The organism is Streptomyces sp. B3I8 (assembly GCF_030816915.1).
In the GTDB taxonomy this organism is placed as follows: domain Bacteria; phylum Actinomycetota; class Actinomycetes; order Streptomycetales; family Streptomycetaceae; genus Streptomyces.
The window spans coordinates 7,463,343-7,482,613 of sequence record NZ_JAUSYN010000002.1; the positions used below are offsets into that span (position 1 = coordinate 7,463,343).

The window sequence follows — 19,271 nt, forward strand, 5'->3', positions numbered from 1 at the left end:
CCGCTGAAAGGGAGACCGCCCCGCCGTGTTCCAGCAGACCCCCGTCTACGATCGCCTCGTCGCCGAACGCGGCGACATCCCCGTCCAGGTCCGCGGTGAAGCCGACCGGATACACCGCGACCTGGCCCAGGTACTGCGCCCGGCATCCACCGCCCAGCCGAGCGCGCCGCAGAACATCTTCGCGCCGAAGGTCCCTCCCGCCGCCCTGTAGGGATGCGGGCCCCACAGACCCGGCCGTGGCGTGACCCCCGCACGATGAGCGTCGTCGCCCGGGGGACACCGCTCCCTTTCTGTCGCGCAGTGACGGTGCCCGGCCGAGTGCCGCGTCGGCCCACGACCGGCGCGGACAGGCAGACAGGCCCCGGACGTGCCGCGTCACTCACAGTGTCCCGCCGTGGCAGCCCCCGCCCGTCGGACAGAAGCCCCCGGGAAGGGCGGACCAAACCAGGAGACCGTCGACGCTCGCCGGATCGTGGGCCCAACCGGAGGAACGGCGGCACCACCATGACCTCACCCCACCCGCGAAGGCGCCCCCGGCGGCGCGGCGAGAGCCCCCGCGGGCCCGCGACGGACCGCAGGCAGTCCGCGACACTCTGCCGCCCGCGTCCGACTCCGAGGCAGTGGGTCAGCCGCCCAGCGCGCTGCCCGTCGCCAGCGCCACCGTCACCGGATGTGTCGGTGAGCTGAACAACCGGGCGGTGGGGCCCGACTCCACCACGTGCCCCTCGGACATCACGATCACCGCGTTCGTCCGGTCGGCGACGAGGCGCAGGTCGTGGCTGACCAGGACCAGGGACAGGCCGCGACGGTCGCGGAGGTCAGTCAGCAGGTCCATGACGGCGACAGCGGTGTCCGCGTCGAGCGCGGAGGTGACTTCGTCGCAGAACAGCACGTCGGGGTCGGCCGCCAACGCACGGGCGATGGAGACGCGTTGGCGCTGTCCGCCGGACAGTTCGTGGGGGTAGCGGTCGGCTGACGCGGCGGGCAGACCGACCTGCTCGAGGAGTTCCAGGACACGGGTGGACGCCTCGGCGCGGCCGGTCCGGCGGTGCAGGAGGAGAGGGCGGAGCAGTGTGGCGCCGACGGTGCGGCTGGGGTTGAGGGTGCCGAGCGGGTCCTGCGGCACGAGTTGGAGGCGGCGGCGTTGCTCGCGGGAGCGGCGATGCGCGGCGGGGGCGAGGCCGGCACCGTCGAGGCTGACGCTGCCGCCAGTGGGACGGTGCAGGCCGACGAGGGTGCGCAGCAGGGTCGTCTTGCCGGAGCCTGAGGCGCCGACGATGCCCAGGCTGTTTCCGGGGGCGAGGGCGATGTCGATGCCGTGGAGCACGGGGACGCGTCGGCCGCGGTGGGTGTGGGCGGCATGCAGGCCGGACGCCGTGAGCATGGGCGGGCTGTCGGACGGGGGGCGGGCGGGTTCGTTCCCAGGGCGGGGGCCGGGCGGGGTCGCCCCGGGGCGTGGGCCGCCCAGGCGCACGACGTCGTCGGCGAGGCGGGCGACCAGGTCGGTGTCGTGGCAGGACAGGGCGATGGCGATCCGATGGTTCTCGGCGAGGTGCCGCAGGAGCTCTGCCATCTCGTCGCGCAGCGCCGGGTCGAGTCCGGCCGTGGGCTCGTCGAGGAGGAGGACGGCGGGTCGGCGTGCCAGGGCCCGGGCGAGTGCGACCCGGCGCTGCTGGCCGCCCGACAGTTCGCCGATACGGCGGTCCGGCAGGCCGCCGTCGACGGACAGCCGCACCTCGTTGAGCTGTGCCCGGAGGGCTTCGCGGCTCGGGGCCGCGGTGACTTCGGCGAGCAGGCGGCGCACGCTCATGCGCGGGTTGAGACCGGAGCCGGGGTCCTGGCCGACGTAGGCGAGGCGGTGTCGGCGCAGGGCGCGCAAGGCGGGGGCGGGCAGGGTGAGAGGGGCCTGGCCGAGGACGGTGACGGTGCCGGTGGTCCGGTCGGTGTCCGGGGGCAGGGTGCCCGTCACGGCTCGCAGCAGGGTGGTCTTGCCGCTGCCGGAGGGGCCGACGACGGCGGTGACGCGGCCCGGGGCCAGTTCCAGGTCGGCCCGGTCCAGCAGGATCCGGCCGCTGCGGGCGGCGACGGTCAGGCCCGAGACCTGGACCGCCGCGTTCTCCCCGTCCGCTGCCGGGCTGTCGGGGTACCAGTCGGGCATGTGGTTCACAGTGCGGGTACCGCCTTCCGGCCGGCTACGGGGATCAGGGCGGCTGCCGCCAGGTTGACGCTCATGGCGAGCAGGCCGATGGCGATGCTGGGGGCGAGGACGGCCCAGGGGTTGAGGAGGATGCCCGCGGAATTCTCGCGGATCATCAACGCCCAGTCGGCGGCGGGCGGTTGGGGACCGATCTGGAGGAATCCGGCGGTGGCCACGAGGTAGACGGCAGCCACGAAGCGCAGTCCGAACAGCGCGAGCAGCGTCGCCCGCAGGTTGGGCAGCACCTCGCGTACGACGAGGTGCCCGAGCCGTTCGCCGCCGACGGCCGCTGCCTCGACGTATCCGGAGGCCGCCACGGGTGCGGCTGCGCCGGCGACCAGGCGCACCGCGTACGGCACGCCGAGGACGACCGCTGCCGTGACGACCGCGAGCCGTCCGCCGTCCGGCCAGGACAGGGTGACGAGGAGGATGCCGAGGACGGCGGGCAGCAGCATCAGGACATCCGCGGTGCGTTCGACGATCCGTCCGACGGCCGGGCGCAGGGCGCTGACCGCGCCGAGCACGGCGGCCACGGCCGTGACCAGGACGGCGACCAGGAGAGAGGTCACGACGAGTTCGCGCCCTCCGGCCAGCACCCGGCTGAGCACGTCCCGGCCCAGCTGGTCGCCGCCGAAGGGGGCGTCGCCGCCGGGTTCGGCGTAGGGGGCGGTGACGGGGACGTCGATCGCGTGCGGGACGAGCCACGGCCCGGCCAGGGTGAGGGCGATGAGCAGCAGGGCCGGGAGCACCCGCAGTGCCGGTCGGCGGCGCCCGGGGAGACGGCGCGCGGGAGGGACGGGATGTGCGGTGGATGTGGGTACGGTCATGTCCGGCCTCCCGAGGCCCAGGCGCGTACGAGGTCGGCGAGCAGCAGGACGCCGGTGATGACGGCTCCGGTCACGGCGACGACGCCGGCGACGAGCGGGCTGTCCCGGTCGGTGACGGCTCCGGCGAGGACCGAGCCGATGCCGGGGTAGTTGAAGATGGTCTCCACGACGACCGCGCCGCCCAGCAGCATGCCCGTGGAGGTGGCGATCCCGGCCGTGATGGTCGGCAGCGCGCCGGGCAGCAGATGGTGGGTGAAGATCCGGTGCCGGGGCAGCCCGTCGAGGACGGCGGTCTCGATGTGCGGCGCTGTGGACTCGTCGGCGAGCGCGGCCCGCACGATCCGGACGTTCCAGCCGATCTGCGGGATCGCCAGCGCGAGCACGGGCAGGACGAGCATCTTCCAGGAGGCGGGCGAGCCGTCGGCGTCGGTGAGAGTGACGGCGGGCAGCCAGTCGGTCCACAGGGCGAAGACCAGCATCAGGGCCACCGCGACGACGAACTCGGGCAGCGCCAGCACACCGGTGGCGCTCGCGGACACGGCCCGGTCGACCTTCCCGCCGGGCTCGGCCGCTGCCCAGCAGCCGAGGGTGACGGAGGCGACCAGGGTCACCAGGAGCGCGAGCCCGCCGAGCAGCAGGGTGTTGGGGAAGGGACGGGCGAGCAGATCGGTGACCGCCTCGCCGTGCGCCGAGGTGCCGAGATCGCCGGTCGGCAGGCCGGTCATCCACTCCCGAAAGCGCTCCGGCACCGGCCGGTCCAGGCCGAGCAGATGACGCCGCTCGGCGAGGTCGGCCGCGCTCTCTCCGCGTTCGGAGGTGGCGGTGGCCGCGTCGCCAGGCAGCAGCTCCACGGCGGCGAAGACGAACGCGAGCAGTACGGCGAGCAGCAGGGCCCGGCGCGCGAGCACCGCGGTCACGCGCAGGAGGAGACGTACGACGGCCGGGGCCGGCCGGGGCTCGTCGCCCCGGCCCGGCCCGCGTCGCACGGCCCCGATCAGCGAGCCAGCCATGCCGTCTCGAGCTGGACGCGTCCGTAACCGGGAAGGGCCGGCAGGTCCCGCACCGGCGCGGCGGCGAGGTCGATGCCGTCGGCCATGCCCCACAGCAGGTAGCCGGACTCGTCGTACTCGAACTGCTGGATCTCGTGCAGCAGCTCGGCGCGCTCCGCGGCGTCCTCGGTCGCCATCGCCTTCTCGTACGCGGCGTCGAACTTCTTGTTCCTCCAACCGGCCTCGTTCTGGCCGGAGTCGGACACCATGGTCTTGCTGGCGAAGAACACCACCGAGTCGTTCGTGCCCCAGTACGTGGTGTACAGGTCGCCCTTGAGCCAGGTCTTTCCCCAGAACGTGGCCGACTCCTGCTTGACCACCTCGACCTTCACCCCGGCCTCGCGGACCTGGGAGGCGAACAGGGTGGCCGCCTCGGCGAGGCCGGCGATGTCCTCGGTGGTCAGCAGCCTGTACGTCTTCGACAGGTCGAAATCGGCCTCCTTCAGCAGCGATCTGGCCTTGGCCAGATCCCGCTTGCGCTGCGGGATGTCCTTGGCGTAGGCGGGGTCGCCGGTGCCCAGGATGTCGTTGGCGACCGTGCCGTACCCGGACAGCACCTGCTTGACCATGGCCTCGCGGTCCACCGCCAGCCGCAGCGCCTCGCGCACCCTCGCGTCCGCGAACGGTCCCTCGGCGGTGCGCATGACGATGGGCATCGCCATGTCGTTGGGGCGGCGCACGATCTGGACGTCCCGGCGCTTCTCGGCCGTACGCGCCGCCACCGCCCCGACGTTGGAGGCGACGTCGATCTGGCCGGCGAGCAGCGCGTTGGCCATCGCCTGCGGGCTCTCGAAGATCTTGATCTCGATGGCGTCGAGGATGGCTTCACCGCCGTACCAGTCCTTGTTGCGGACCAGTCTGGCGTTGCCGGCGCGGAACCACTCCAGCTCGAACGGGCCGGTGCCGGGCGCCTTGCCCAGGTCGGAGTCCTTGGTGTCCTTCTTGAGGACGAACGTCGTCAGGCGGGTGAGCAGGGGCAGTTCGGCGTTGGCGTAGTCGGAGACCAGGACGACGGTGTCGTCGCCCTCGGCCTTGATGTTCGCGGGCTTGATGCCGGGCAGCCGGGAGGCGCCCGAGGGGGTGTTGCGCAGCCGCTTCAACGACCAGACGACGTCCTCGGCGGTGACCGGCGTGCCGTCATGGAACTTCGCCCCCTTGGCGAGAGTGAAGCGCCAGGTCCTGAGGTCGTCCGACGCCTTCCAGGAAGCGGCGAGGCGGGGGAGGGTGTTGGGCCTGGCGCCAGGGACGGTGAGCGTGTCGTACACCAGCGAGATGATCAGGTAGTCGCTCTCGTTGGCCTGGGTGCCGTGCGGGTCACGGGTGATGGCCGAGGCGCGGCCCAGCGCGCCGACCCGGAGAGTGCCCCCGGGCCGCGGCTTCTCGCTCGTCTTCGATGGCGACTTGGAGGAGGTCTCGTCGCCGCCGCCGCAGGCGGCGAGGAGTGCGGCCGCGCCCATCCCGCCGCCGGCCCACAGCACTTGACGCCTGTTCCAGTTCACGTACGCCCTCGTTCCCGTCACATGAGGAAGATTACTTAGGTGTGCCTACCCTAAGAAGATCCCGTGTGCAAGCTGTGCGGGCCATTTCGCGCCTCTGCCGGGGCGGTAAACCCGCACAGGGGGGCGCATGGCAGCGCGAGGGGCGTGATGCGGGCCTCGCGACGACATGAGGTCTAGTAAGGGTTGCCTTACCTAAATTCCGCTGATACGTTCTCGGCCGCCGAGGCACAGCAAGCCGACAGGAACGCGTTCCCGCCGCAATTCCCCCTCACCCGCACCCTGGAACGGATGACTCCGCCATGCCCACGAGAGCCGCATCCTTACGGCAGCTCGACCCGCACACCGTTGACGAGCTGACCGACACAGCCCAGAAGATCCTCGCCCACTTCGGCAGTTCGGCGGCCCGGCCCGAACTGCTCCGCCGCGTCGCGGCGTCCGCCGCCCGCCTCGGCGAGGCGATCCGCCACCACTGCCGCCCGGTCGACACCGACGACGGCCTGTTCGTCCTGCGAGGCCTGCCCGTCGACGACGGCGGCACCGGCCCCACACCTTCCAGTTGGGCCACCGCGGGCGACAGCGCGGCCGAATGGGACGTGATCCTGCTGCTGCTGGCCACCGCGATGGGCCATCCGATCGCCTGGGAGGGGCAGCAGGAGGGCCGGTTCGTGCACAACATCGTTCCCTCGCCCGGCCACGAGGACGAGCAGACCGGCGCGAGCAGCACCGTGCTGCTCAGCCCGCACACCGAGGACGCCTTCCACCCCGGCCGCGCCCACCTGCTGCTGCTCGCCTGCATGCGCAACCACGACGCCGTCGCCACTACCGCCGCCAGCGTCCGCAAGGTCCGCCTCGACGCGGACGACGTGGCGCTGCTCTCCCGCCCGGTGCTGCCGATCCTCCCCGACGACGCCTATGCCGAGGCGCAGTCGTTCGCGGAAGCGCCGCCGAAGGTCCGCGTCCTGTGGCAGACCGAGTCCGGACCGACCCTTCGCTACGACCCCGCCTACACCCCGCTGGACGAGGCGCCCGCCGACTACCGCGCCGCCTACGACCGGCTGACCGCCGAGCTGGAACGCGTGTCCGTCGCTGTCGCGCTGGAGCCCGGTGACGTCCTGGTCGTCGACAACGACCAGGTAGTGCACGGTCGGGTGCCGTTCAAGGCCCGCTACGACGGCACCGACCGCTGGCTCAAGCGTGCCTCGGTGCGCGTGCCCGGCCGCCGCAGCCGCCCGCTGTCCGAGGCGGACGAACACGGCTATGGCCAGGCCGCGCTCGTGGCCCACCTCTGATCCCGTCATCCCCTCGTACGAAGGGACCAGCCGTGACCGACACCCACCCCGCACGCACGGACGACAACCCGCCCGGCACATCCGCGGACGACAAGACCCTGCGCATCCTCAGCACCAGCGACGTCGTGGGCCTCGACATCTCCCTCGCCGAGGTGGTCGAGGTGGTGGAGCAGGCGTACCGCACCTTGGCCGACGGCAAGTCGGCCAACCCGCGCAAACTCACCGTGAAGCCCGACGACGGCCGCTCCGTCTCGTACGCCATGCTCGGCCGGGACGGCGTCCGCGAGGCCGTCGCGATCAAGACCTCGTACAAGCACGGCCTCGACAAGGGCCGTGACGAGCAGCACTACTACACGACTCTCACCCTCTACGACGACGTCACCGGCCTGCCGGTCGCGATGATGGACTGCGGCCGCATCGGCTCGCTGCGCACGCCGGCCGTCTCGGCTCTGCTCGCCCGCGAGCTGGCGGTGCCCGGCAGCAGCAGCGCGCTGGTCATCGGCACCGGCACCCAGGGCCGGCTGGCCCTGCCGTTCCTGCTCACCACCCTGCCGGACCTCGACCGGCTCATGGTCCACGGCACCCACCCCGACGGCCTCGCCGCGGTCCGCGCACAGCTGGACCACCACTTCCCCGGACGGGAGGTGGAGGTCGTCGACGACGTCCGGGCCGCCGCGGCCGGCGCCGACGTCGTGGTCGCCGCCGCCGGACAGCACACACCCGCCGCGGTCGAGGCGGCCGACCTGAGGCCGGGCGCCCTGTCCATCCTGGTCGGCCACGGCATCGCCCCCTCCACCCTGCTCAGGGCGGACCGGGTGATCGCCACCAGCGAGGCGCAGATGAAGGTCACCGGCACCGACATGGCCGACGCCGACGGCAACTTCCCGCCCGTGGACGCGGAGTTCCCGGAGGTCGTGGCGGGCCGTGCCGAGGGCCGGCGCTCGGCGGACGAGCGGATCTTCGCCTACAACAGCGGCCTCGTCGTCACCGACATCGCGCTCGGCCACCGGTTCGCGCAGCTCGCCGTTGAACAGGGCCTGGGAACGAGGGTGCCGCTGTGGCAGTGACGCACGCCGCCGGTGCCGCGGCGGGCGGCTCCGCCGGGGCCCCGCCGCTGCCCGCCCACCCGGATCCACAGCTCGACGCGATCCTGCACAGCGCGCTTCCGCATGAGCTGTCGTACGCGCTCGGTGGCCCCTTCCACCTGCTGCTGCCCGAGCGCTTCGACGCCAATGCCGCCGCATTCGACAGTGCGTTGCGCGAGGCCGGTGTCGAGGGCCGCGTGTACTACGCGAAGAAGGCCAACAAGGCCGCCGCATGGATGGACCGCTGCGCACTGTCCGGCCGGGGCGTGGACGTGGCCAGTGCCGGAGAACTGCGGGACGCGCTCGGGCACGGCGTGCGCGGCGAGCACATCGTGGTCACCGGGCCTGCCAAGGCCGGCGGTCTGCTGCGCGTCGCGGTCCTGCAGGGCTGCCTGATCGCCGTCGACGCCCTCGACGAGCTGGAGAGCGTCCTCGCGCAGGCGCGCGCCGTCACCCGACCGGCGCGCGTGCTGCTGCGGCGGCTGCCGCCGGTACAGCCGCACAGCCGCTTCGGTCTGGACGCGGGGGAGTTGGAAACCGCTCTCGCCCGGTGCGCGCAGGCCCAGGACGCCGTCGTCGTCGAGGGTTTCTCCTTCCACCTGTCCGGCTACGAACCGTCGCTGCGCGCCGCGTCGGCGGGCGAACTCGTCGAGCTGTGCCTCAAGGCCCGGGCCATGGGGCTGAGGGCGGACCGGATCAGCATCGGCGGCGGCTTCGCCGTCGACTACACGGACACGGGGCACTGGGAAAGCTTCCTGCGGGAGCAGCGGCCCGAGCACTATCACGCGGGCAGGTCCTTCGATCCGGCGGACTTCTACCCGTACCACTCGCCCGTGGCGGGCGCCGATGCGCTGCGCACGATCCTTGCCGGGGACGGTCTCGCCGGGCGACTGCGTGAGGCAGGCGTGAAACTCTTGTTGGAGCCGGGCCGGGCCCTGCTGGACAGGGCCGGATGCACGGTGTTCCGCGTGCAGGGTGTGAAGGACCGCGGCGGCTACGGCATCGTCACCGTGGACGGCAGCAGCCTGAGCCTGTCCGAGCAGTGGTTCAACAGCGAGTACCTGCCGGATCCCGTGCTGCTGCCCCGGCACGAGCCGCACGGCGAGCCGTATGCCGCCTGCGTGGGCGGTGCGACCTGCCTGGAGTCGGACATGGTCACCTGGCGCAAGGTGCGGTTCCCCACTCGCCCGGCCGTCGGCGATCTGCTGGTCTACCCCAACACCGCCGGATACCAGATGGACTCCAACGAGTCCCCCTTCCACGAACTGCCGCTTCCCCCGAAGGTCGTCCTCGACACCGCCGGCGGCACGACCCGCTGGCGGCTCGACCGCCATCCACTCGCCTGACCCCCTCCCCGACGTACCCGACTTGGAGCCCTCCGATGGACAAGGCGCTCGCGCGTCCGGCCGTGGTCAGACGTGTCTCCGACCTCATAGGCCACACCCCGCTCCTCGAGCTGTGCCGTACCGCCACGGGCGGCCGACTGCTGCTCAAACTCGAACAGTTCAACCCGACCGGCACCGCGAAGATCCGCATGGCCCGGCAGATGGTCCTCGACGCCGAGGAACGCGGACTGCTGCGCCCCGGCGGCCGTATCATCGAGTCGACCTCCGGCAACACCGGTCTCGGCCTGGCCGTGATCGCGGCCGAGCGCGGCTACACCTTCACCGCGGTCGTCGACCATCACGCCGCCGCCGACAAGCTGCGCGGCATGAAGGCACTCGGCACCGAACTCCTGTATGTCGCGGAGGAGGGCGACGAGGAGCTGGCCACCGCCGCCCGCGAGGAGTTCGCGGAGAAGCTGGCGGCCGAGAGCGACAACGCCTACTTCACCGAGCAGCACAACAACATGGCGAACGGGGAGGGTTACCGGCCGGTGGCGCACGAACTCGACGCGGCTCTGGACGGTCGTATCGACATCCTGATCGGCGCCGTGGGGACCGGCGGCGGACTCTTCGGAACCGGCGGCGAACTGCGCAGGACCGTGCCGGACGTACGGATCGTCGGCGTCGAGCCGAAGGGGTCGATCGCCTTCGGGCCCCCCGCCCACGACTACTACCAGTCCGGCACCGGCACTCCCGAGGGCGCCACCATCGGCGCCATGGTCGACTACCGTCTGCTGGACGAGGGCGCCAAGGTCGGCGACGTCGAGGCGTTCGCCACCGCACGGGTGCTGGCCCGCCGTCTTGGCCTCCTCATCGGCGGCTCCGCGGGCGGCGTGGTGTACGAGGCGCTGACCCGCATGTCCTCTCTCCCTCCGGGCACGACTATGGTCGCGCTGGTCAACGACGGAGGCGAGAAGTACCTGGACACCGTCTTCGACGACGACTGGATGAGCGCCCGGGACCTGATCGACCCGGCTGCCGAGCGGGAGATCGACGAGTTGCTGACCACACTCCGCGAGAGCTGACACCGATGCCCATACCGCTCACCACCCTCCTCCGCGACAGCCGCGCCCTGGCGACCCTGGCCGTCCCGCTCGCCCTGACCCAGCTCGCCCAGGTGGCTCTGACCACCACCGACACGGTGATGATGGGCCTGATGAGCGCCGAGGCCCTGGCCGGCGGCGGCCTGGCGCTGGTCATCTTCAACCAGCTGCGCACCATGGGCGTCGGCATGGTCACAGCCGTCGGCAACCAGGTCTCGGCCGCCTCCGCCCGCACCGAAGAGGACGAGGAACTCACCCACGAGACCAGGGAAGAGGTCCGGGACATCGTCCGCGCCGCGCTGGCGCTGGCCACCCTGTCCGGCGTCGTGGGCGCGGTCCTCATCCTGCTGATCGGGCAGGCCGTCGCCTTACTGGGCCAGGACCCCGAGGTCGTCGACACGGCCTGGCCGGTGTTACTGGCACTTGCGCCCGGCCTGATCCCCTGCCTGTGGTTCCAGGCGATACGGCAGTTCACGGTCGGCATGCGCCGCCCGCAGGCCCTGCTCCGGATCACCGTCGCCTCTGTTGCCGTGAACGCGGCCCTCGACTGGGGCCTGCTGCACGGGACCTGGATCCTGCCGGAACTGGGCCTGCCCGGCATCGGCGTCTCGACCTCACTCGTGTACACACTGACCTGCCTGGCGCTCCACGGCGCGGCCCGCCGTGACCCCCGGCTGGCCCCGCTGCTGGACGTCCGGATCTGGAAGGCCCGCCCGGCCACCCTGCGCAAGCTCACCGGCCTGGGCCTGCCCATCGCCGCGACCTACGGCTCCGAGGCCGGCTTCTTCTCCGTCGTCGCCCTGATCATCGGCACCTTCGGCAGCGCCGCCTTGGCCGCGCACACAGCCGTCAACCAGCTCATCTACATCGTCTTCCAGACGGCCGTCGGCCTGTCCCACGCCGCGTCCCTCAACGTCAGCAGGGAACTCGCACTGAACCGGACGACGGCGGCCCGACGCATCAAGAACACCGCGCTGGCGTGCGCGGCGGCAGTGATGGCGGTGGTCGGCGTCGTCTACCTCACCGTCCCTGCGTTGGTGCTGCGCCCCTTCCTCGACCCGTCGGCGCCCGAAGGGAACAGCGCGACGGACATCGCCACGAACCTCCTCCTGATCGCGGCGGTGCTGCAGTTCTTCGACTGCGCCCAGAACATCGGCGTCGGCCTGCTGCGCGGTCTCGACGACACCAGGAGCGGCTTCCGTGTCACCCTTGTCGGTTACTGGCTGATCGGCCTGCCCGCCGCCTGGCTGCTCGGCCACCTTGCCGGTCTGGGGACCGTCGGTGTCTGGCTCGGCCTCCTCACCGGCCTCGCCGCGACCGCCGCGCTTCTGCTGCGCCGCTACGATCGGGCCCTGTCCCATCGCGCCGCCGCAGAGCCGGCCGTCGCTTGAGCCCCTCCTGTGCGAGGCGAACAGACGAACCGAGGCGGACCGGCGCACGACCGCTTCAAGACCGCGTCACCGTGACTTCTCGGCGCTGTCACCCTCCGTTCCGGCCGACCAGTGTGGCCAACGCGGCTCCTCGCCCTCCGGCTTGTCGCCCAGGATCGTCACCCGCCAGCCGACCCGGCGGCCCGTGTAGTCGTTGACCGCGTAATGCTGGGTGGCCCGGTTGTCCCACATCGCGATCGCGCCCGGCTGCCAGCGGTAACGGCAGACCCGTTGCGGGCTCTCGGAGAGTTCGAACAGGTACCGCAGCAGCGCGTCGCTCTCACCGGGTGCCAGTTGCGTTATGCGCCGGGTGAACAGCCGGTTGACGTACAGGGACCGGCGGCCGGTCTCCGGGTGCGTGCGGACCACCGGATGCTCCGCCTCACCGCGGTACGGCATGGACGGGTGCTCGAAGACGTGCACCGCGGTGAGCCCGTCGAGCATCTCCCGCAGAGGCGCGGACACCGCCTCGTATGCCAGGTACTGGTTGCTCCACATCGTGTCCCCGCCGGCCGGCGGAGACTCGACGAGCTGCAGCACCGACGCGATCGGTGGAGAGGAGGAGAACGTCACGTCGGTGTGCCAGACGTCGGCCTTCGCACCGCGCTCCGAGTCGAGTACCACGAGTTCGTCGTGCCCGGGCAGCTTGGGCAGGAAGGGGTGCACCTCCAAGTCGCCGAACCAGCGGCCGAACTCCTTGTGCGCCTCGGGAGCCAGCCCCGCCGCGTCCGGGAAGAACAACACCAGGTGCTCCAACAGCAGTTCGCGCACGGCCGCGAAATCCGTCTCCGTCATCCGGTCGAGCGGCACCCCGCGCACCTCGGCGCCGAGTGCGCCGGACATCGGGCGGACCTCGAACCGGGTCCCGTCGTTCGTCATCACCACATCACCTTCCTGGGTTCCTTGATGGCCCGCGGGGGCTGCTCCCGGGCGGGACAGACAGACCGCGGACTCCTGCTGCCGGCCCACTGGCCCGCCGGCGTCGGCTGCCGGGCCGGCCGTCCGCGAGACGCGGCACCCGGCGGGCGTCCCGTCGGCCGTGGGGCGCGGTCGGAGGCCACCCACGCCGGAGGCACCACGGCCGGGAGCACTGCCGCCGGGACACGCTTTCCTCGCCCACGCGTGTCACGCCCACGCAGGTCGCTGCCGGGCCCTCGGATCCGGCAGCAGCCCGATCTGATGCAGCCGGTCCAGCGGGGTCAGCGGATGGGCTCCGAGCCCGGCCATGTTGTGCATGACCGTGTAACGGATCCGCTCGTTGGCACCCGTGTATCGCAGGGCACGCCGACCCAGCAGCCGGCCTGTCCACGACAGGTCGGTCACCATCCGTGCGGCGTTGTGGCTGGTCCGCCCCACCTGTACGAGGTCGGCGTGGCGGGCCCGCCCGTACGCGAGCAGTGCCCGGTCCACGGACGCGGCCGTCAGGTCGCCGCACTCCCGCAGCACCGCGGCCAGGCGATCGGCGTCGGCGACGGCACTGTTCATGCCCTGAGCCGCCATCGGATGCACGACATGCCCGCAGTCACCGACCAGCGCCAGTCCCGGCACGGTCAGGCGGGGCGCCAGCGCCCGGACGACCGGCAGGGTCTGACGCCGCGGCAGGGCCTCGTGGATCGCGTCCGCCAGCGGGGCCAGCGCCGGTGTGTCCCGGACCAGCGCGGCGGCCCAGCGGTCCAGCTCACCCGGCCCCGCCCCGCGCAACTCCCCGGGACCGGCCTGCGCGTACAGCCGGATCCGGCCGCCCGGAAGCGGATACCGCAACCGCAGCCCGCGCGCGGTGACGTACGCCGAGAAATCGGCCTCGGCCTCCGGTGCGCCGGTCAGTTCCATGGCGACCAGCCGGTGCGGATACTCCCGCCGGTCCAAGTCGATCCCGGCCGCCCGCCGCAGCCGGGAGGAGATCCCGTCGGCAGCCACCACCAGCGCCGCCGTCACGGTGCGCAGTGAGCCGTCCTCGGTCAGCCGTACGCCCGTGACCCGGCCGTCGGGGCACCGGACCAGTTCGTCGGCGAGCACGCCGCGGCGCAGCTCGACGGAGGGCGGCAACGCCTCGGTGAACGCGCGCAGGATGGCCGGGTAGTCGTGCGCCAGCAGCCAGTTCCCGTCGACGGGCAGCCGCCGGTAGTCCAGCGTCATCCGCGCGGTGCCGTCCTGGTCACGGGCGACCAGCCGGTCCAGGCGCAGCGCGCCCGCCCGCCCCAGCAGCCCGGACACACCCCAGTCGCCCAGCACCCGCAGCGAACCGGGCTGGAAGACCTCGCCCTTGGCCACCGGCCGGGGCCGGGGCTGCTTCTCCAGCAACAGCACGCGCAGGCCCAGCCGTCCCAGCGCGCAGGCCGCCGCCAGGCCACCGACGCCCGCGCCGCACACCACCACATCCACGTTCATCGGGTGCTCTCCTGCCGGTAGTGGGCCAGCGCCCGCAGCGCGAGGCCCTGGGTGAGCGCCGGCATGCGACAGCGCGACACGTGCCGCACGTATTCGTTGACCGGCGCGGCCGGCCATCCGCCGTCCGGCAACCGGGCCGCCAGCAGCCACCGCACGCCGGGCAGCAGTTCTCGCGGGTGCGCCCCGGCGGCCAGCAGGCCGGCCAGCGCCCACGACGTCTCCTCGACCGTGCCCGCGTCGGCCGGATCGCCGGTGCTCCAGGAGCCGTCGTCGCGCCGCGTCCGTTCCAGCCACCGCCGGGCGCGTACGGCGGCGGGGGCGTCCGCGAGACCGACCCGGGCGAAGGTCTGCAGCACCGCCGAGGTGCCGGCGGTGTGCATCCGGAACCAGACCGACTCGTAACTCCCTTCGGGTCTTTGCGCCTTGGCCAGCCAGCGCAGCCCCCGCCGTACCCGCCGGTCGTCCGCGGGCACGCCCGAGTCCAGCAGCGCGTCCAGCGCCTTGGCGGTCAGGTGCGGGCAGGGGCCGCTGTCGGCGACCCGGGTGTTGCGTACGCACGAACCCCACGAACCGCGGCTGTCCTGCTGCAGCGTGAGCCAGGTGACGCCCCGGCGGACGGCGTCGGCCTGATCGGTACCGGGGAGCCGGGCCAGCACCGAGACGGCCTCGCCAGTGCCCAGCGTTCCCGGCCGGCCCCAGAAGCCGGGCGGGCTGCCGAAGGCGGCGAACGGTTCGTGCCGCTGCAGCTTCAGCAGCAGCGCCTTCACCGGCTTCAGCCGGGGTTCGTCGCCGTAGCCCGCGGCGAGCAGACCGCGCGTGGCGTACACGGACGAGGTCAAGTCCGGCGGGCCGGTGCTCCACGACCCCTCCACAACGCCCTGTTCGTCCGTGTTCTCCTGGGCCCGCAGCCACCGCACCGCGCCCTCGACCATGTCCCGGCCGACCTCGGCGCGAGCCAGCCCCGTGACGATCAGCCCCGTCACCCAGGGGTCCTCGTACCAGCTGCCGGTGGCGCCCCCGTGCTCGTACACCTGGCGGACCACGGACAGCGCGCGCGGGCCGGCCCAGCGGGCCGGCAGGCGCCGGAAGCCGGTCGGCGGCCGGTGCCGGGCCTCGGCCAGGGCCGACGCCGACACCGTCGGCATGCGCAGGTCGAACAGTCGCCGGTACAGGGCCGGCAGCAGGGCCGGTTCGATCGGGAAGCGGGGCATGTCCCGCGGGTCGAGCCACCCGGCGTACGCGAAGAACTGGCGGCACCAGTCCACGACCTCGGGGTTCGGGATCGCTTCCAGCCCGCCGTGCCGCCGCGTCCACTCCCGTCCGGCCCGGACCCGGTCCGCCGCCGTCCGCGGCGCGACGAGGTGGAGCACGGCGGTCGCGAGCGCCGTCGGGCCCGCCTCGGACACCTGGCCCGGCACCATGCTCCAGCCGCCGTCCTCGCCCTGGGTCCGCGCCAGCCATGTGGCGCCCCGCGCGATGAGGTCCGCGGAGCCTTCGGGATCGCCGAAGTGCAGTGCACCCACCGCACCGACGGTGCCCAGTGTCGACGCCGGCGCCCCGTAGTCGAACACGCCGTCCGGCCGTTGCGCCGCGAACAGCGTGCCGGCGGCCGCGTCGATCGCATCGGAGACCTCGTCCACGAGCAGGGGAGTGGTCACGCCGCGGGATCCTTTCTCACGAGGACGGCCGGGGCGGGCGGGAACTCGTGGCCCGCACGCATCAGCTTCTGGGTGACCAGGGAGAACAGCAGAACCGGCACCAGGACGGCGGTGGCCGTCACCGACCCCCGGGCACCGGCGAGGACGGCGGCGGCCAGCACCAGCCGCTCCGCGACCAGCACCTCGTGGGCCCGCAGCGCGGACCGGGCGTCGATCACCGGACCCGACCGCAGCAGCGGTACGAACGCGGCCGTGCCGCAGCCCGCGGCCACGGTGAGCAGAGACACCTGCCCGGCCGCGTCGCGCGGAGCCCATCCGGCGGACGAGGCGACCAGCGCCAGCCCGCCCGCGTACAGGGCGAGGGCCAGCCGGACCGCGCGCCGCACGCCGTGCCGCACCGGCACGGACCGGTATCCGCCGGTCCGGTCGCCGTCCACGTCCCGTACGGTGCCGACCAGGTTCGACGCGGTGTCGTGCAGCAGGAGTCCGGCAGCCACCGGCAGCAGCGACCAGGGCGGCGCAGGCCGTGCGATCATCGCGCCGATCACGACGGCGAGGGCGGTCAGCGCGCCCCGGGACACGTTCCCGGACAGGCCGCGCTTCTTGAAGACCCGGCTGTAGCCGACGATGCCGGCCATCGCGATCAGGAACAGCGGCAGGACGGCCCAGTTGGCGGTCACCACCAGGACGGCACTGGCCGCCGCGCACGCGACCCCGCCCGCGAGCGCCGCGTCCGCCGACAGCCGTCCGGAGGGGATCGGCCGCTGCGGCTTGCCGATCGCGTCCAGCCCCCGGTCGAACCAGTCACCCAGATAATGCCCGGAAAGCCAGCCCAACGCCGCCGCGGCCGCGGCGACCACCGGCCGCCGCACACCGGCGCCCCCGGCCCAGGCGGCACCGGCCAGCCCGAGCAGGGCAGGGTAGCTGGTCGTGTACGGACGCCAGGTCTGCACATGGGCGAGGACGGTCGTCCGGCCGCGCCTCCACCGGCCCGCCACGGCTAGCGGTCCCGGCGCACGGTGAGGTCCGCGATCACCGAGAGCAGCCCGTGCGCGTCGCCGCGGGGCAACGGGGCCAGCGCCGCCCTCGCCTGCGCGATCTCGGCGTACGCCTGGGTCCGGGCGAGGTCGAGGGCGCCGGTCGCGACGACCACCTCGCGCAGCACGGCGAAGGTTCCCTCCGGAGTGAGCCCGCCGCCGAGGACCTGCTCCAGACGGCGCCTGTCGTCCGGGCCGCCGGCCTGATGGGCGAGCAGCACCGGGAAGGTCGGACGCAGATTGGCGGCGTCGCTCGTGCCGGGCTTGCCGGTGACGGCCGGGTCCGCGAGATACGGCAGCAGGTCGTCGTACATCTGGAAGGCCAGCCCCAAGTGGCCGGCGAAGACGGTGACCGCCTCGGTCTCCTCCGGCGAGCCGCCGCTGAGCAGCGCACCGGCCCGGCAGGCGGCCCGAAGCAGGGCCCCGGTCTTCAGCGAGGCCATCTCCCGGTAGTCGTCCAGGCCGCCCTCGCCGGGCCACGCGGCGGCCAGCTCCGCCTCCTGGACCTGTCCCCGGCACAGGTCCTCGCCGGCCTCCGCCAGCACCCGGACCGCGCCCAGCACAGCAGTGTCCGGCACCCCGAGCGCGGCACACTCGGCGACCGCCGAGAACACCCGGAACAGCAGTGCGTCCCCGGTGGCGATCGCGTCCGGCACACCGTACAGCGCGTGCACGGAGTCCTGGCCGCGCCGCAGGTCGTCACCGTCGATGACGTCGTCGTGGATCAGCGAGGCGACGTGCAGGTACTCCACGGCCAGCGCCGCCGGGACCACCTCGTTGCGCGAACCACCGGTCGCCTCGGCGGAGGTCACCAGCAACAGCGGCCGCAGCAGCTTGCCGGGGGCGAGAAGCGCGTAGCGGGCGATCTCGTGCATCCGGTCCCCGCCGGCCGGCCAGCGGACGTCGAGCTCCCGGCGCAGCGCCCTGGCCGCCGGGGACAGCGTGACCTCCCGCACCGCCGTCCGCGCCGCCACGGCCTCGGCGGTCATCCGGCACACTCCGGCGCCGGGCCCTCCTGAGCGGTGCCCTCCTGAGCGGTGCACTCCTTCGCGACGAAATCCTCGGCGAGCGCCAGAACGGCGTCGTTGGCCTCGGGGGTCCCGGTGCTCACCCGCACGCCCGCGCCCGCGATCTCACGCACCACCACACCATGGGCCGCCAGATGATCCACGAACGCCTTGTTCCGCTCACCGAGCCGCAGCCAGAGGAAGTTGGCACCGCTGGGTGGCACCTCCAGTCCCAGGTCCAGCAACCCGGCCCGGACCCGGTCCCGCTCCCGGGCGACCTCGGCACATCGCTCCCGCATCGCGTTCTCGGCCTCCAACGCGGCCATCGCGGCGGCCTGCGCGACGGTGCTCACCCGGAAGAACGGCGTCATCCTCCGCAGCGGCCCGACCACCGTCTCCGCACCGGCCAGATGGCCGACCCGCAGTCCGAGCAGCCCGTGCGACTTGGAGAACGTCCGCACGACCGCGATCCGTTCGTCACCTCCCGCCAGCGCCATGGCGTCGGCGAGTTCGCCGGGACCGGCGAACTCGCGGTACGCCTCGTCGACCAGCACCAGCACGTGCGGCGGCAGCGCGGTCACGAAGTCCCTCAACCGGTTGTGCCCGAGCACCTCGCCCGTCGGGTTGTTCGGGTTGCACAGCAGCACCACCTTGGTACGGTCCGTCACGGCGGCGGCCATGGCGGCCAGGTCGTGCTTCTGACCGGTCAGCGGCACCGCGACCGGTTCGGCGCGGGCGTTGCGGATCAGGAGTGGATACATCTCGAACGACGGCCAGGCGTACAGCACCTCGGTGCCAGGCCCGGCGTGCGCGGTCAGGAACTGCTGGAGCAGCGCGCCCGACCCCGGGCCCGCCACGACCCGGGCAGGCGGCAGGCCGAGCCGGCGCGCCAGTTCCTCGGTGAGCCCGGTGGCGAGCGCGTCGAGGGTGAGGTTGACGCGCTCACTCGCCTCGCGGACCGCCCGGGCCACTCCCGGTAACAGTGCCGAATGGTTTTCGTTGAGAGAGAGTTCGTAGATTGCCGGATCCACGAGGTGGCCTTCCTGTCGACGTGCCATGGGGCATGGAGAAGGCAGCCGCGACCGCATGCTGATGACGGCGCGGTAAAAGGAATGCGCGCTGTGAAATGAGGGCTGGCGTGGAGGATTCGGTGGGGGAGACCGGAGGGTGAGAGAACAGGCGTGAGAGGGGGGCACTGTTCCGTCGGCCGGCTTGAAGAGTGCCGACTCCTTCAGTCTGACCATGACACGGCTCCCCGCGCAACCACCGGTCCGATGAAACCCGGAAAGGGTGATTTGTTCCGGATGGGGCGGCAATTGGAGAATCGGCGCGTGGGGCACTGTGGGCGGTCAGGGAATGTTTTCCCCTGTCGCGGTG

The 19,271-nt window shown here is 72.8% G+C and carries 16 protein-coding genes; 6 read left to right on the plus strand and 10 right to left on the minus strand.

Annotated features, from left to right (window positions below):
* Nucleotides 1-25 precede the first annotated feature (25 nt).
* Complete coding sequence (locus tag QFZ64_RS34935) at nucleotides 26-211, plus strand: hypothetical protein (protein ID WP_307071505.1); 186 nt, start codon at nucleotides 26-28, stop codon at nucleotides 209-211.
* Between the two features lie 414 nt (nucleotides 212-625).
* On the opposite strand, the gene QFZ64_RS34940 is transcribed toward QFZ64_RS34935, so the two are convergent.
* The 4 genes from QFZ64_RS34940 to QFZ64_RS34955 are packed head-to-tail and all read right to left on the minus strand — an operon-like array spanning nucleotide 626 to nucleotide 5,530.
* Complete coding sequence (locus QFZ64_RS34940) at nucleotides 626-2,167, minus strand: ABC transporter ATP-binding protein (RefSeq protein ID WP_373430716.1); 1,542 nt, start codon at nucleotides 2,165-2,167, stop codon at nucleotides 626-628.
* On the minus strand, nucleotides 2,164-3,024 hold the full coding sequence (locus QFZ64_RS34945) for an ABC transporter permease (RefSeq protein WP_307071507.1): 861 nt from the start codon (nucleotides 3,022-3,024) through the stop codon (nucleotides 2,164-2,166). Before QFZ64_RS34945 ends, QFZ64_RS34940 begins: the two co-directional genes overlap by 4 nt.
* Nucleotides 3,021-4,034 carry an ABC transporter permease gene (locus QFZ64_RS34950; RefSeq protein WP_307071508.1) on the minus strand — a complete coding sequence of 338 codons (1,014 nt, stop codon included), beginning with the start codon at nucleotides 4,032-4,034 and terminating at the stop codon, nucleotides 3,021-3,023. Before QFZ64_RS34950 ends, QFZ64_RS34945 begins: the two co-directional genes overlap by 4 nt.
* Complete coding sequence (locus QFZ64_RS34955) at nucleotides 4,019-5,530, minus strand: ABC transporter substrate-binding protein (protein ID WP_307071975.1); 1,512 nt, start codon at nucleotides 5,528-5,530, stop codon at nucleotides 4,019-4,021. Before QFZ64_RS34955 ends, QFZ64_RS34950 begins: the two co-directional genes overlap by 16 nt.
* A gap of 341 nt (nucleotides 5,531-5,871) precedes the next feature.
* Between QFZ64_RS34955 and QFZ64_RS34960 the strand changes: the two genes are divergently transcribed.
* From QFZ64_RS34960 to QFZ64_RS34980, 5 genes are read left to right on the plus strand one after another with little or no spacing between them, the layout of a single operon-like run.
* On the plus strand, nucleotides 5,872-6,861 hold the full coding sequence (locus QFZ64_RS34960) for a TauD/TfdA family dioxygenase (protein WP_307071509.1): 990 nt from the start codon (nucleotides 5,872-5,874) through the stop codon (nucleotides 6,859-6,861).
* A gap of 32 nt (nucleotides 6,862-6,893) precedes the next feature.
* Nucleotides 6,894-7,928 carry an ornithine cyclodeaminase family protein gene (locus QFZ64_RS34965; protein WP_307071510.1) on the plus strand — a complete coding sequence of 345 codons (1,035 nt, stop codon included), beginning with the start codon at nucleotides 6,894-6,896 and terminating at the stop codon, nucleotides 7,926-7,928.
* Complete coding sequence (locus QFZ64_RS34970) at nucleotides 7,925-9,292, plus strand: alanine racemase (protein ID WP_307071976.1); 1,368 nt, start codon at nucleotides 7,925-7,927, stop codon at nucleotides 9,290-9,292. Before QFZ64_RS34965 ends, QFZ64_RS34970 begins: the two co-directional genes overlap by 4 nt.
* A 35-nt stretch (nucleotides 9,293-9,327) precedes the next feature.
* The gene (locus tag QFZ64_RS34975; protein ID WP_307071511.1) at nucleotides 9,328-10,356 is read left to right on the plus strand and encodes a cysteine synthase family protein; all 1,029 of its coding nucleotides are present in this window, start codon (nucleotides 9,328-9,330) and stop codon (nucleotides 10,354-10,356) included.
* 5 nt (nucleotides 10,357-10,361) lie between these two features.
* Nucleotides 10,362-11,765, plus strand: a complete 1,404-nt coding sequence (locus tag QFZ64_RS34980) for an MATE family efflux transporter (protein WP_307071512.1) — start codon at nucleotides 10,362-10,364, stop codon at nucleotides 11,763-11,765.
* 66 nt (nucleotides 11,766-11,831) lie between these two features.
* On the opposite strand, the gene QFZ64_RS34985 is transcribed toward QFZ64_RS34980, so the two are convergent.
* The 6 genes from QFZ64_RS34985 to QFZ64_RS35010 all read right to left on the minus strand — a co-directional run bounded on the left by QFZ64_RS34985 (nucleotide 11,832) and on the right by QFZ64_RS35010 (nucleotide 18,925).
* Nucleotides 11,832-12,683, minus strand: a complete 852-nt coding sequence (locus tag QFZ64_RS34985; protein WP_307071513.1) for a TauD/TfdA family dioxygenase — start codon at nucleotides 12,681-12,683, stop codon at nucleotides 11,832-11,834.
* 246 nt (nucleotides 12,684-12,929) lie between these two features.
* On the minus strand, nucleotides 12,930-14,192 hold the full coding sequence (locus QFZ64_RS34990) for an NAD(P)/FAD-dependent oxidoreductase (RefSeq protein ID WP_307071514.1): 1,263 nt from the start codon (nucleotides 14,190-14,192) through the stop codon (nucleotides 12,930-12,932).
* Nucleotides 14,189-15,850: a prenyltransferase/squalene oxidase repeat-containing protein gene (locus QFZ64_RS34995; protein ID WP_307071515.1), complete on the minus strand. Its 1,662-nt coding sequence runs from the start codon at nucleotides 15,848-15,850 to the stop codon at nucleotides 14,189-14,191. Before QFZ64_RS34995 ends, QFZ64_RS34990 begins: the two co-directional genes overlap by 4 nt.
* Nucleotides 15,847-16,803, minus strand: a complete 957-nt coding sequence (locus QFZ64_RS35000; protein ID WP_307071516.1) for a UbiA family prenyltransferase — start codon at nucleotides 16,801-16,803, stop codon at nucleotides 15,847-15,849. The genes QFZ64_RS34995 and QFZ64_RS35000 overlap by 4 nt, the downstream gene beginning before the upstream one ends.
* Before the next feature lie 47 nt (nucleotides 16,804-16,850).
* Entirely contained in the window at nucleotides 16,851-17,876 is a 1,026-nt protein-coding gene (locus QFZ64_RS35005) for a polyprenyl synthetase family protein (protein WP_307071517.1), read from the minus strand.
* Nucleotides 17,873-18,925 (minus strand): aminotransferase class I/II-fold pyridoxal phosphate-dependent enzyme, encoded by a 1,053-nt coding sequence (locus QFZ64_RS35010; protein ID WP_307071518.1) that lies wholly within the window; start codon nucleotides 18,923-18,925, stop codon nucleotides 17,873-17,875. Before QFZ64_RS35010 ends, QFZ64_RS35005 begins: the two co-directional genes overlap by 4 nt.
* Nucleotides 18,926-19,271: the final 346 nt, after the last annotated feature.